Genomic DNA, 13,626 nt, shown 5'->3' with positions numbered 1-13,626 from the left:
GGCTGAACTAGGGTCTGATTTACCGTTTTGTGTGGGCGGCGGCACGGCGATCGCCCATCAGCACTGGAATGGAGTCAGTCGAGGTTGCAATCAGTTCCCCAGAGGACTCCATAATTACCGCCACGCCTGATGTCCCGATTGAGATTTGGTGCAAAAACTCACTGATTTGAGCCAAGGTTAAATCGACAGCCAGCACTCCCCGCAGATCCCCCGCCGCTGTGTAGACAGGCTGAGCCGTGGTGATCCCCAGCAGTGCGTAATCACTAGACGCAAACTGGTAGACGGGACTCCACGCGGTCTTCCCAGCCTGAACTGCAACTTGATACCAGGGGCGATCGCGCGGATCATACGGCTGTGTCCGGACTAACTGAGTCGGACTTCCGTCGGTATCGAGCCGATAGGTTTGCCGCTGAAACTGAGTCGAGGCGTCGGCATACCACAACACAAACTGCTCGGCCTGGTGCGCTTGGATAGACGCCCGACGCTGCACCCCCACAAATTCGCCCGTCGCGCTGCCATAGTAGGCACTGCTCATGGTCTCAGCACGGTTGACCTGCTCCCAGAAATAGCGACTGAGCTGGCGTAAATTGTCCAGGTCTAAGACGCCCGCCTCCACAGACGCCACACTAACCTGATGAAACATCTGCGGTTGTTCGAGATAGCGCTGCACCTGTTGCTCAATCTGAGCGGTGACTTCAGCGCTCCATTGTCTAGCCAGCGTGGTGACAGCGACCCGTCCGCTATGCAGGGATAGCCAACCGATAATAACGACGGTCACAATGAGCTGGCTGACAAACGCCACAATCAAAATTAGCTGGAGTGGAGTGTTCCCAGACAGCCGAGCTAGAAATTGTTTAATTGCAGGCAAGGACATAGCGCTAGATTGCTGGGTTGGGGGGAAGCCAAGCTTATCTCCTCTATTCAAAGAATTACACCTCAAATCTGGATGATCTTGCAGGGATTCGGTGATACCAACTGTGAGTTTTGAGGTTTCAGTTTTGAGCGGTTGATCTTATAGTTTTGAGAGGGTTCGCGTTTGACCCAAACCAATGCATCAGCTAACGCTGGTAGGCTTGCGGCCCTGCCCAAACATTGTTGACCACCTGACCATAAACCAAGGGCTGATCTTCATCATTGGCCGCGATCGTTAGTCCATCCACGTTAACAGCCCATAGATCCCAATCCTCTTGTCCCATCTGCCCTGCCCTGAAGAGCACCTGGCTCGGATTCGTTTGACTCCAGCCTAGAAGCACCGCATTCGTGTAGTTCACCTCGGAGGGCGCTAAAGTATAGGTCTGATTGCGATCGCGATCCCAGACCACCGCATAATCGGAGGCTAAATCCGTTCCAAAGAGCGATTCAAACTCTCGTGCCAGAATGCGATCGCCCGACTCCGACCACGCCACCGGAACCAGGATGGCGATTGTTCCCGACAGTTCCGGTTCGGAATCCGCAAGGAAGGGATTCTCCGCAAATGGAGACCCTGCCGTAATGGTTCGTAAGTCTCCCGTTTGCAAATTCTCTAGAAACAGTACACTCCCCACGCGGCTTTGGGTAAAGTTGGGATGAATTTGGATTTGAATTCGGCTGTAGGCTGCATACACACCATCGGGAGACACAAGCGCTGGGCTACGGTAGTAGCGCAACGTTGGCGCACCCAGCGTTGTGCTTTCAGTTAACATGGCCTGTACCCAATTCCAGGGAACCGGATAGGGACTGTTAAGCGGATCCAGTTGAACAGAAGGTTCGTTCATGGATGAATCAGAGGTGGGGACAGCAGGGGAGGACTGAGTGATGGTCGGTGGCTCTATCGCTAAAATTGCACTAGAGAGAGGCGCACTCAACGTAAGAACGCTGGATGTCACCCCTAGGGCGATACCACAAAACCACCGGGAAACCTGGCAAAACCAGCCCGATTGAGCAAATTCCTGACGCATGAATAGGACTCCGGACGACGAGATTCGGTGTGTGAGAAGCGAAGTCCAATGCAGCTTGATTCAGTTGTTGCTATTTATATATTTACAGGTATAGCAACTAATCAGGGTCGCGAACAGGAGAACCTGGAAGTCTTCAACAGATTTAACGTTGTCTTATACTTATGGGTCTAAAACGCCCTGTTAGAGTGATAGACACGTGCTGCAACGAGGTCGGCTGGGCTTGTTTGGCGACCCGACTGTGCACCTTTACGAGCGATCTACACGATCTACAGAACGATCTATGACCGAATCTGCTACGCCACCGACCCTCCAACCTTCGTCCCCTCCTCCGTCTCCCGGCCGAGGGTGGGGAATCCTTGTGTTCATCTTTCGACTCTTGCTGCTGGGCGTTAGTGGAACGCTTGCATTTTTGATCGGTATGGCGATCGCCTCCCTCTTCCCTGGCACGATTACTGACCCCCCGTTGGTTGAGCGAGCCATTCGCAGTGGCAATGCCTTGCTGAACGGTACAGCGTTTGAACCGCCACCCTCCCCATCCCCGGTCGTGATCAGTTCGTCCCCAACCTTGCCTGAGCCACCTCCGGTCGCAAACCCAACGCCTTTACCACCGCTAGACCTGAGTGACGAGGAGCGCGATCGCCTCCAGGCCGAATTGGATCAACTTGAATCGAATTTACAAGCCCTGCGCGATCGCGCTGTCAGCCTAGAAACCGAGCTAGGAACGGATTCGGTGGTGGATAGTGCGATCGCTCCTCTAGAACAGCGAGTCCAGGAACTGCGACAACGCCTTAATCCCAGTGCGGATAGAGCTAGCGCTCCCCAAGGTACGCCCACACCGGAAACCTCCCCTTCCTCAGACAATCTAGGAGCGTCTGCTCCTGTAGAATCAGCAACGCCTTTCGCCACCGTCAGCCCTGTGCTTCAGCAACGACCGGGAGTTCCCGCGAACGGTTTGATGGTGACCTTACCGTTGGATGTTCTATTTGCCACGGATACCGCGACCCTATCTCCCCAAACCACGGCAATCCTCGACAGTGTAGTGAGCGAGTTGCAAAATTATCCCGGTGCGGCGATTCAAATCGCAGCCCATACAGACGATACGTCCTCGCCCGCCGACAGTCGGACGCAGTCCTTCGAGCAGGCCAAAGCCATAAAAACCTATCTTGCCCAAGTCCTTGGCGACGATGCCTACCATTGGATCGTGGTGGGCTATGGACAGGTATATCCCGTTGTGGCCAATGCAACGCCGAGCGGTCGCCAACGCAATCGACGCTTAGAAATTACGATTAGCCCTAACCAGTAGCCCAACCGGAATAGTGATCCACATAGGGATGCTGGGGACATCGAATTTATAGACTAATTTGTATCGTGAACGACTGTAACGTTCAACGTCCTGTGTAGTTTTAGGGCAAATCTAAAGAAAATCTTTGATTCTAAATGAGATAGCGATACATAACGTTATCTTATTCAACGTAATGATAAATACCGCTGGTCAGAACGTTATAAAAGACCAGCATATATTAATTAATGTTGCTCAGGGTGGGGGTTACTGCTCTGGGCAATCTTTTATGAACGGCTTTTGTGCCTAGGGGAGTTTGTCCGCCGTCTTGGCGCGTTGGAAGGCGACCTCGGTTTAGAGGTTTGAGGGTTCATGACCCGTTGAAGCTCTCGGATTTCGGCAGGGGTTACGTCTCGCCACTCGCCAGGGTGGAGTCCGGCTAGGGTGAGATGGGCGATCGCCACTCTGATGAGCCGCAGGGTGGGATGTCCGATCGCCGCTGTCATCCGCCGTACCTGACGGTTGCGACCTTCCGTTAAGGTCATTTCTAGCCAAGCGGTCGGCACCGATTTTCGATACCGAATCGGGGGATCTCGGGGTGGTAGGTCGGGTTCATTGATGGTTTGAACATTTGCTGGACGAGTGCGATAGCCTTTGATCGTCACCCCTTGCCGGAGCGTTTGCAACGCCGCTTCATTCGGTATTCGTTCGACTTGAACCCAGTAGGTGCGGGGATGCCCAAACTGGGGATCGGTCAGGCGATGCTGTAACCGACCGTCGTTAGTGAGGAGGAGGAGTCCTTCGCTGTCTTGATCGAGCCGTCCGGCGGGATAGACGTTGGCCACGGCAATAAAATCCTTGAGGGTGAGGCGAGTACTGCCCGATTCAGTGGTGGGATTCTCCAGAGAAGAGGGGGTGCGATCGCTAAACTGCGTCAGCACGTTGTAGGGTTTGTAAAACAAAATGTAACGCTTCGGTTCAGATAGATTCGGCACAGATCGAGGAAATGCTAGGATCAATCCACACTATAGCGCTGGTCTGGTTCTCGAAGCGCAGCCGCAACACCGCCCATTTCGATGGTGTGAGCGATGTAAAGACTTATTGCAACCCTTTTAAAAAGATTTAGCTCTGCCGGGACACCCGCAGACTCCCAGTACGCTATTAGCCTAAGGATATAAAGTCGGAGCTGCCATGAATAACATCCAGAAATACCGAGTTGTGTGTACCTTGTCCTTCGGAGATATCTACGGTCAGATTGTGGTTTGGCTGATTGTCATTTTCTTGAGCTTGGCGTCGGCCATGGCGCTAATGGGAGCAAGCCGACCGATTTATGCGATCGCCACCGTTGGACTGATTTTGGTGTTGTCGCTACCTTTCCTACTCTTTGCGTTTGTGACCACCCTACTGAACCACATTGAATTTAGAGCGGTAGATGCTGCGGCAGCGAAAGGAGCGGCAACCCCGCCTGTCGCGACTCAGCAACCTGCTCAAGCCTAGCAAGGCTAGTGATTCCGGTCTGAACGTATTAGAGAAAGGACAAACAGCGTTTGTTCACCTCTCTCTTTATTGGTTGAGGGCGATCGCGCTAGACCTATATCCGCTATGCCGAAGGTTCGTCGCCTTAGGGTGCATAATCTTGACGAATCTCCTCTAGGGCATCCCGCAGATCCGCAGAATGAAGCCATCCCACAAATCCGGCATACAGGCAGGTGCCATCCGGTGACGCCACAAAGACATGCTTAATGCCGAAAGGATTCATCCAATAGCGCACGGTGCCCCCATTTTGGAGATGAAAGAGCACTTTCGCCTGATCGAAATCGCGCCATTGCCCATCGGTCATGCCGGGAGTGTCATACAGTCGCCGAATCACCTCATCAAAGGCGATCGCCTCACCAATGGAAAAATCTTCCCAAAAATCTCGGATAATAGCGGCCACCCGCTCGTGACAACGCATGGCGGGATGAGACAGCTTTTCCAGGCAAATGAACTGGGCATGTTGCACCTGGGTACACCCGACCGGAACAGTACCATCGGTTCCCCCGCCGAGATCTCCAGCAATGGTGAGGGTGGGAATCTTGGCGGCCACTCGGGCAGCGATCGCCTTGCGGTTCACGCCAAGATCCCGCGCAATGCCCAGTCCAATGCCCAGGGGGTCGATTAGGCGTCCCAAATCTGCACCGCCGACCGGAGAGGCAATCAAGACTAAGGAATGGATGCGTTGCCACCATTCCGGGTGGCGATCGAGTACTTCTAACCAAATCAACCCTCCCATCGAGTGGCCTAGAATCCGGATGGGGGTATCTGGATACTGCTTCAACTGCTGAGTTGCAACGCTTTCCACAACATGAATCAGAGGTTCAATGCGCAACCAGGTTTCGATATATCCTAAGTTCGGCGCAATGATTAAGGCAGAATCTGATGCCACATGCTGGGCCAGATCAATCATGGCGCGGTTGTCATCTGCCCATCCGTGTTGAGAAAACAGAAGAAAATCAGGCGTATCCGGCATGGTTTAGTTAGACTTGGGTACCTGTACTTAGGGTTTTACGAGCAGAGAGAGCAATCACCAATAGCGAAATTCCGCTGAATAGGAGGCTAATACCAACATATAGCCCAATTAACCAGATGGCGCTGAATGGGAACTGGTTCCAAACAAGAATGCCCAGGATCAGTGTGATAATGCCATCCAGTAGTACCAGCCAGGAAAATTCTCCGCCCGGACGCGCCTGAAAAGACATGATAATTTCAAAAATGCCTTCCACAATAAATAGAATTCCCAGTGCTGCGGTCAGAGATACTGTGCCAATGACGGGATTAAACAAAATGTACAGTCCAGTAATGGCGTACAGAATCCCAACCACTAAGTTGAGCCAGAATCCACGCACAGGCTTGGACTGAAAGGACTTTACAATCCGCACAATGCCGCTGATCAGCAAGATCCATGCCAGTATCAGAGTAAAGGTAACAGACGCAATTCCGGGCATGGCGATCGCCGCAATGCCCAGCAAAATCAGCAAAATACTGCCTGCAATGAGCCAACCTGTCGTTTTTTTGATATCAGATTGAAGTTCGGTATCGGTATTCATCCTAAGCCACCTAAATCGAGTTTTTAATCTGCCAGAACAGCTACAAAACGCTGTTTCCACAGGTTGATCCTACAGGCGAAAACTAAGGAACCGATCCATACAGTCACAGTTGTTCAAAAAAGAGCGAACATCTGCCCCGGCATAGCAAGCTATGAGGTAACTAACTCTCCGCGCATAACGGTGACCGCTTGACCAGAGAGTAAAACGCGATCGCCCCCGTCGTAGTGAACCTTGACGACCCCACCCCGCCTTGACGCTTGATAGGCTAGAAAATCGTCTTTTTGGAGGCGATCGCGCCAAAAGGGAGCCAGACAGCAGTGAGCCGCTCCAGTAACTGGATCTTCATCGATGCCCATTCCCGGTGCAAAAAAGCGAGAGACAAAATCGAATTCGGATCCCGCATTGGCTGCACTGGTGATAATCACATGGGCAACGGGGAGCGATCGCATGGCGGCAAAATTGGGCGTGAGCGATCGCACCTCGTCTTCGGAATAGAGTTCTACGAAGTAGCCCAGGGAATTTTCTAAGACAGTCTTAAAGGGCAAATTCCTCAAGGCTTCGCTGAGCTCTAGGGGAGCTGTTGTCATGCGGGATGGATTGGATGGAAAGTTGAGTTCAATCCAGCTTCCCGACCGTTTTGCAGTCAATAAACCGCTCTTGGTATGGAATTCAGCAACTTCATCGAGTTGAAGATAGCCTTCACTCCAAAGCACATGGGCACTCGCGAGCGTAGCATGACCACACAGAGGCACTTCAACCGCTGGGGTAAACCAACGCAATTGATATCCCGACTCTTGCACCAGGAGAAATGCTGTTTCCGACAGGTTCATTTCCTTGGCGACATTCTGCATCCAGTCATCGCTTTGGGGCTGGTCGAGGACGCAAACGGCGGCTGGATTGCCCGCAAACGGCTTGTCGGTAAAGGCATCGACCTGAATGATGGACTGTCTCATGGGTAAATGGATTGTATGGTTGTGGAACGGTAGGGACGAATCCTCCCATGATGGGTACGGGCAGGTTTGGCCGTGAGTCTGGACTTACGACCAGGGTTTGGCTACGAAACCCGCCCCCACGCCCCATTCAATCGATGGGTTCCCGTATCGCTACAGCGTGAGCGACTGAGGATTGGTTTCAATCAAGGTTGCCAGGTCTTGCAGGAATGCGGCTGCATGGGCACCGTAGATAACCCGGTGATCGCAGGTGATGTTAACCTGCATCTGTTTCCGCACGCCGAACAAACCATCTTCGGTCGCCACCATTTGCGGACGCGCCGCGCCGATCGCCAAAATTGAACCTTGACCGGGGGGCAAAATCGCATCAAAGCGATCCACTCCGAACATGCCCAGATTCGAAATTGTAAAGGTTCCGGTCGAATACTCATCCGGCTGGAGTTGCTTCGTACGGGAACGATTCACCAGGTCTTTCCAGGTGCGCGACAGGGAATAGAGATCCATCTGATCGGCATTGCGAAGAACGGGAGTAATCAAACCACCATCGTCCATCGCCACGGCGATCGCCACGTTGATGTCCGAATTGTAGTTAATCCCTTGATCCGTATAGTTGGCGTAGAGGAGAGGGTGTTTTGTCAAAGCTACGGCGATCGCCTTTGCCAGCAGAGCCGTCATCGTGACACCCTTGGATTTCACCTGCTGATACAGAGCATCCAAAGCATCCGTCGTAATGGTGTAACCCACATGGAAGGTGGGAACCTGCAAGCTCACCATCATGTTGCGAACAACGGCCTGTTGCAGCGTATTCAGTGGCACGACCTGTCCCGGAGTTGCAGGTTTTGGAGTCACAGGGGCAGGGGCAGCCGTCGGAACGGGGGCAGCAGGAGCAGGGGCCGTCGGAACAGGGGCAACTACAGCCGGAGTGGCAACCTTACCAGAGGCCGCCTCAACATCAGCCGCCGTAATCCGTCCGTTGGGGCCAGTGCCCTTCAATGTATTGAGGTCAACCTTAAACTCTTTTGCCAACTTCCGGGCACGGGGAGATACCATCACCCGACCACTGGCCGATCCATTTTGGGACGGGGCAGGGGTAGAAACGGCAGCCACGACCGGAGTTGCCGCTGGCGTTGCGGGGGCTGCTGCGGGAGCCGGAGTCGCTGCCGCACCTGCAACTCCGCTTTGGGCTTGCCGTTGCGCTTCCTCGATTTCAGCCTCGGTTTCAGCGACTAACGCGATGGTTGAGCCAACGGGAGCAGCCTCATCAGCCTGCACGATAATCGCCGCCAAGTATCCCTCATAGAAGGATTCCACATCCATGTCAGCCTTATCGGATTCCACGACGACCACAGTTTCCCCTTTCTCAACCTTATCGCCAGGGGATTTAGTCCAAGACACGATTTTGCCTTCGGTCATGGTGGAACTTAATGCAGGCATGAAAACTTCGTGAATCATGAGGCAGCTTCCAGAGGAATAATTACAACAGTACGGGTGATAGAACCTTCTAACAGAAGACGTAAATTTCAAGAACCACAGACTTATCTACGAATGGACTAACCCCGCTAAAGGCTATAGCCCATTCGATACCAATCTGGAGTTCCGCAAAAAACGAATGCCCACAGCAGGATATCCCAGCGGAAGGCATTCATTGCCTAAACATATTATGTTGGATTTTGGCTGTTAAAGATCGCCGCGAATATCTTCAACCACGCCATCGCGAATTAAAATTTCGACCTGCATTTTGCGGACAAGATTATCGCCTTTCTCAACACGGAAGAATCCTTCAAGTTGTCCCTGAAGCACTTCTTGATCCAGCTCTAAAAGCTGAATGCGCTGAAGTTGCTGTAAGGTTTGATTCTTCTTTTCCAAAAGCTGACTTTTCTTTTGGTTCACCTGAGCCTGGATGCTGCCCAATTGCTGAACAACGTTCGGGTCATCGGCTTGGGCTTCCTGTTTTTGAAGCTCAGAGGCCATCCGTTGACCTTGAGATTCCAACTGTTGCAGTTGTCCATCGAGTTGGTTGATCTGGCCTTGCAACTGCTGTTGAACTTCTTCTTTCCAGCGGGGGGTGACAACAACCTTGAGATTGACAGGCCGCTTTAGGAGCAAACTGGTTTGGGAAACTTCCATGGGCGCTTTGCTAGAAACTATGCGTTTAGATGACTGTGTTCAAGATTCAATGTCCCGTCGATCATACCGCGATCGCGTTCACCTTCAGTATGAAAAATTTAAGAAGGGCGCACGGCAATTACTGACGGAACATCTCATCGATTAAGTCTTGGTAGCGATCGTACACAGCCGGACGCCGAATCTTGAGCGTTTGGGTCATCATGCCGTTTTCCATCGAAAAGGGTTCGGTGAGTAATCGGAAGGGGCCAATCCGGTCATCGGCTCGATAGCCTGGACGATCCTGCACTTCACGAACGAGCTCCTGCCGAATCAGGTCTTGAATCGCCTTATCCTCCAGCGTTAACCCCTTGGCATCGGATGCGGTGGTCTCGTTGGGCGGCACGAAGGTTTTTCCTTGGGTGGTTGCCCACTGGCTGAGGGCATCTAGATTGGGCACGATGAGCGCACCGAGCGATCGCTGATCTTGACCTACCAGCATGATTTGGTCGATATAGGCACTGCGTACACAGGCGTCTTCAATGGGCTGGGGTTCAATGTTTTCGCCATTGGTGAGCACGATGGTGTCCTTGGCGCGTCCAGTCAGTACCAGAAAATCATCCAGGATTAAACAGCCCAAATCCCCCGTATCGAACCAACCCTCGGAATCAATGGCCTTGGCGGTGGCCTCCGGGTTTTCATAGTAGCCCGCCATAATTTGAGGGCCTCGCGCCAGCACTAGACCGCGATCGCCCTTGGGCAATGGTTTCCGCGTTTCTAAATCCACAATGCGAATTTCGGTGGCAGGCATGGGCTGTCCGGCAGAGCCACGCATATTGCGATTGGGGCGACGCGCCGTTAACACAGGAGCCGTTTCCGTGAGGCCATATCCTACGAGAATTTCGACGCCAATGATTTCAAAGAAGGTGTCAATATGCATGGCTAGGGAACCACCACCGCTGATCACCTGCTTAATGTTGCCTCCCGTAGCATCTTTCACCTTGCTGTAGACCATCTTGGCTGCAAGTTTATGCAGCGGGGAACGGGCAGCGGCCTCTAGCTGAGCGGCTAACCGTTGCGACGATGACGGATTGGGAACGGCAAGGCTCAGCCCTTGAACGATCCGCTTGGCTTCGATGTAGCGTTGGCTATTGGCTAGGAAGGTTTGGATCAATCGCTGACGGCTGGCGGGCTGCTCGCGAAACTGCTTTTGGATGCCTTCGTAGATGGATTCCCAGAGTCGGGGGACACCCACCATGAAATTGGGTTTGTAGTGTTTCAGATCGGCCTTGACATGGCGGAGGCTTGTGTAAATCTGCGTGCAGCCTTGGGACAGCAGAAAATATTCGCACGATCGCTCATAGGCGTGCCAGGTGGGTAGGATGCTGAGAACGCGATCGCCCAAGTTGGGTTGAACTACCGTGCCCAAGGTTTCAATCTGGTGCATGAGATTGCCGTGGGTGAGCATCACGCCCTTGGGTTTTCCCGTCGTTCCAGAGGTGTAGAGCAAGGTGGCGAGTTCGTTCCGTTGCAGCGTCACCGGAGAGAAGGAACTGCTTGCGCCGATCGCCATCAGATCTGTAAAGTTTAAGCCTTTACGATCCCCCAAGTCAGGCAGAGTCTCATCCGATAGCAACAGCACAAAGCGAATGGGCAAGCTTTCTAGACTGGGCTGCAAGCGCTTAAAGGTTTTCAAATCCTCAACTACGAGTCCGGTACTGCCGCTGTTGCTGATGATGAAGGCCAGTTCGTCCACGTCCGCTTGGGATCCGCGCACTACATTCACAACGCCAGCCATCATCATGCCTTGGTCGGCAATTAACCAGCGGGGGCTATTATCGGCAAATAGGGCAACGCGATCGCCCTTCTGGACACCCAAAGTTTGCAGTCCCGTAGCAAACTGCTGAAACTGCTGGCAGAGGTCACCATAGGTTATCTTCACCTCCGGCTTTGCATGGGGATCGTGCAGAGCCGTGACCGCCAGAATGTCAGAACGGTTCTGTAAAATCGCCCACACGTCGGGCATGGATTGTGCCGAATGGTAGTCAATTAAATGCCTTAACAGAGCGCGATCGCTATCACTGATAACAGACTGAAAGGGGGCAGGACTCACCATGCAAACAACTCCTGAATAATGCAACGGTTCTGTTGGGCGTGATCACAATCGCTCGACAAATCCAACGATACAGGCTGATTGCTTACGGATGGCGATCGCAGTAGGTTGGGTGCCGGATACGTTAGGTGCTGGTCACTCTATTTATAGTTGCTGTTGCTGATTTCGCTCAACCCATGTGTGGCATTTCATAAGGTGGTTGCTAACAAAGCTGGCGAGATGGGCGAACGCCGCCAACTTTAGGAACAAGTATATTTTGGCTTCAGACCTGCTCTAGAACCGGGTGGCTGGGGGAATGGCGGGAAAACGAGCGATCGCCCAGTCTGCTTCTCCGGGAACGGAGCGCTAAGATAGAAGACTGGAATAAGAAGAAGACCGATAGTGCTATGGTGCTGCAATCCCTAATATGGATTGCAAGGGGCGTAGGTCTAGTTATCCAATTTTCTCAAGTTGACCCAGCGATGATTGTGATTGGCTTGATTAGCAACAAGTTTGTATCCAGATTTGTGATTATCTAGATTTGGAGTTACCTCGTACTCAGGGAGTCAAAAATGCCAAAAGCAATGTGGAATGGAGCGGTGCTAGCGGAGAGCGATCGCTGCGAAGTGGTCGAAGGAAATCACTATTTCCCACCAGAATCTCTTAATATGGAGTACTTCAAGCCCAGCGATACCCACACCACCTGCGGTTGGAAAGGCGTTGCCAGCTACTACACAGTCGAAGTCGATGGAAAGGCGAACAAAGACGCCGCCTGGTACTATCCCGAACCCAAAGACGCGGCCAAAGCCATCAAAGGTTATGTTGCATTTTGGCGGGGGGTCACGGTTCAGGTGTAAAGCGAGGCTGTTGTGCGTTTAAGCATGAAACTCCGGTAGGAGGAGCCTCATTCTCCTCTGAGATGCGATGTAACGAAAACAGCTTGGTTTGATAGAATTCTGCTGAATGTCTTCGAGAAAGAAATGCAAGTCGATAGTCTGCCGAGCAACTCGGAACCCACCATTTTAGACACATTGCCAAATCCTCCGTTGGCCGACGGGCTGTGTCCTCGTCGGGCTAGGCTGCAACTCGATTTGCTGCTTCTCGCGATTGAAGCGCTGGATCTTGGTGGCTCCGAGGCATTTTTGGCCGTTGCCAAAGATCTAGGTCTCCAAAGCGTTATTAAAAATCGTGTTTCGCTGTGGCGGCTGCGGAGTACCAACCCATTTCGTCGTAATAGCCAGCGCCGCCCCCTTACATTTTCCGAGGCCAAATCCCTAGTTTTGGTCATTTGTAACCTCTCCCGTCGGTTGACGAGTCTGGTGCGTCAGCTTCTACTGGCCGATCAGCAACTGCGCGAGAAAGGATTATCCGCAGAGCGGCACTCCCCTCGACTTGCAACCTACTTAGAACGGTTTCGTGCCCATTTTCGAGCGCGGATGAATCCTAAGCGGAGTGGCGTTGTGGCCTATAGCACTGACGAGAAGCTTAACGAATTAGCGATGACACTCCTCGGTCAGCTCTTATTCTGTACGGGAACGTCGGGAACGCAACGGTTGTGGAACAGTTTGTTTGACGGAGAGGTTTCATGAGTATTCAGCGTCAGTATAGTCTGCCAAACTGCACGTTGATGCTGGAAGGATGGGGTAATGATCTCCCTTTAAGCGACGTGGCGACGACTCGGCCTGTGTTGTCGATGCTTACGAGCGCAACCTGCCTGTTTACGGGACAGGACCAGCCGTTGACGGGGGGACGAGAGTTTTTTGAATCCCTGATTACCTGTGCGAGTCGGTATGCCCAGGAGTTTTTGAGTGGTGTACCCCACGGCAGTGTGAGCGATCGCAATCAGGCTCCGGTTAGCTTGGCTCCTCTCTCGGCGAACCTGCACCGCTTAACCATTCGTCCCCAGGCGTTTCAGGACGATCCCATTAAGAAAACCAACGTCGCTCCTATTGACTTAGATCTGAGTACGGTACATGTTTTCGATTTGGTGGAAGCGATTGACCAGTTCTATGCCGACACGCAGACCCTTCCTGAGCTAACGCCAGATCTGGTACCTGCGCCCAAACGGAATGTGGTGGCGAGTGAGCCTGTCGGACAGCGCATTTTGCCTGCGGCCTTGGGATTATCAGGACTGGCCGCCGCCGCGATCGCCTTTTCCTACATTCCCGTTCCCAAGTTT

The 13,626-nt window shown here is 52.7% G+C and carries 14 protein-coding genes; 5 read left to right on the top strand and 9 right to left on the bottom strand.

Annotated elements, in window-relative coordinates:
- Positions 1-19 precede the first annotated feature (19 nt).
- Together IGR76_08790 and IGR76_08785 are read right to left on the bottom strand one after the other, a co-directional pair.
- Entirely contained in the window at positions 20-874 is an 855-nt protein-coding gene (locus IGR76_08790) for a PDC sensor domain-containing protein (protein ID MBF2078603.1), read from the bottom strand.
- A 184-nt stretch (positions 875-1,058) separates the two neighbouring features.
- A complete protein-coding gene (locus tag IGR76_08785; protein MBF2078602.1) occupies positions 1,059-1,754 on the bottom strand; it encodes a hypothetical protein in 696 nt (231 codons plus the stop codon).
- A gap of 463 nt (positions 1,755-2,217) precedes the next feature.
- Between IGR76_08785 and IGR76_08780 the strand changes: the two genes are divergently transcribed.
- Positions 2,218-3,240 (top strand): OmpA family protein, encoded by a 1,023-nt coding sequence (locus tag IGR76_08780; protein MBF2078601.1) that lies wholly within the window; start codon positions 2,218-2,220, stop codon positions 3,238-3,240.
- A 263-nt stretch (positions 3,241-3,503) separates the two neighbouring features.
- Here the strand turns inward: IGR76_08780 and IGR76_08775 are convergent, their stop codons facing one another.
- Entirely contained in the window at positions 3,504-4,178 is a 675-nt protein-coding gene (locus tag IGR76_08775) for a pseudouridine synthase (GenBank protein ID MBF2078600.1), read from the bottom strand.
- Positions 4,179-4,407: 229 nt separating this feature from the next.
- Between IGR76_08775 and IGR76_08770 the strand changes: the two genes are divergently transcribed.
- Positions 4,408-4,713: a hypothetical protein gene (locus tag IGR76_08770; GenBank protein MBF2078599.1), complete on the top strand. Its 306-nt coding sequence runs from the start codon at positions 4,408-4,410 to the stop codon at positions 4,711-4,713.
- 124 nt (positions 4,714-4,837) lie between these two features.
- Here IGR76_08770 and IGR76_08765 read toward each other — a convergent pair whose 3' ends face one another.
- From IGR76_08765 to IGR76_08740, 6 genes are all read right to left on the bottom strand, one after another.
- On the bottom strand, positions 4,838-5,725 hold the full coding sequence (locus tag IGR76_08765) for an alpha/beta fold hydrolase (GenBank protein MBF2078598.1): 888 nt from the start codon (positions 5,723-5,725) through the stop codon (positions 4,838-4,840).
- Between the two features lie 7 nt (positions 5,726-5,732).
- Positions 5,733-6,302 carry an HdeD family acid-resistance protein gene (locus IGR76_08760; protein ID MBF2078597.1) on the bottom strand — a complete coding sequence of 190 codons (570 nt, stop codon included), beginning with the start codon at positions 6,300-6,302 and terminating at the stop codon, positions 5,733-5,735.
- A gap of 149 nt (positions 6,303-6,451) precedes the next feature.
- Entirely contained in the window at positions 6,452-7,255 is an 804-nt protein-coding gene (locus tag IGR76_08755; protein ID MBF2078596.1) for a PhzF family phenazine biosynthesis protein, read from the bottom strand.
- A 150-nt stretch (positions 7,256-7,405) separates the two neighbouring features.
- Positions 7,406-8,704 carry a 2-oxo acid dehydrogenase subunit E2 gene (locus tag IGR76_08750; protein MBF2078595.1) on the bottom strand — a complete coding sequence of 433 codons (1,299 nt, stop codon included), beginning with the start codon at positions 8,702-8,704 and terminating at the stop codon, positions 7,406-7,408.
- A gap of 225 nt (positions 8,705-8,929) precedes the next feature.
- Positions 8,930-9,379, bottom strand: coding sequence for a YlqD family protein (locus IGR76_08745; protein MBF2078594.1), 450 nt, complete (start codon positions 9,377-9,379; stop codon positions 8,930-8,932).
- A 118-nt stretch (positions 9,380-9,497) separates the two neighbouring features.
- Positions 9,498-11,471 (bottom strand): long-chain fatty acid--CoA ligase, encoded by a 1,974-nt coding sequence (locus IGR76_08740; protein ID MBF2078593.1) that lies wholly within the window; start codon positions 11,469-11,471, stop codon positions 9,498-9,500.
- A 548-nt stretch (positions 11,472-12,019) separates the two neighbouring features.
- Between IGR76_08740 and IGR76_08735 the strand changes: the two genes are divergently transcribed.
- The 3 genes from IGR76_08735 to IGR76_08725 form a co-directional block, all read left to right on the top strand.
- Entirely contained in the window at positions 12,020-12,304 is a 285-nt protein-coding gene (locus IGR76_08735; protein MBF2078592.1) for a DUF427 domain-containing protein, read from the top strand.
- 123 nt (positions 12,305-12,427) lie between these two features.
- The gene (locus IGR76_08730) at positions 12,428-13,036 is read left to right on the top strand and encodes a DUF3038 domain-containing protein (protein ID MBF2078591.1); all 609 of its coding nucleotides are present in this window, start codon (positions 12,428-12,430) and stop codon (positions 13,034-13,036) included.
- On the top strand, positions 13,033-13,626 hold a 594-nt coding region (locus tag IGR76_08725), incomplete at its 3' end, for a DUF4335 domain-containing protein (protein ID MBF2078590.1). The genes IGR76_08730 and IGR76_08725, both read left to right, overlap by 4 nt.

The organism is Synechococcales cyanobacterium T60_A2020_003, assembly GCA_015272205.1.
Lineage (GTDB): Bacteria > Cyanobacteriota > Cyanobacteriia > RECH01 > RECH01 > JACYMB01.
Note: the sequence above shows the minus strand (reverse complement) of the source record. Positions and strands in the feature narration are given on the sequence as shown.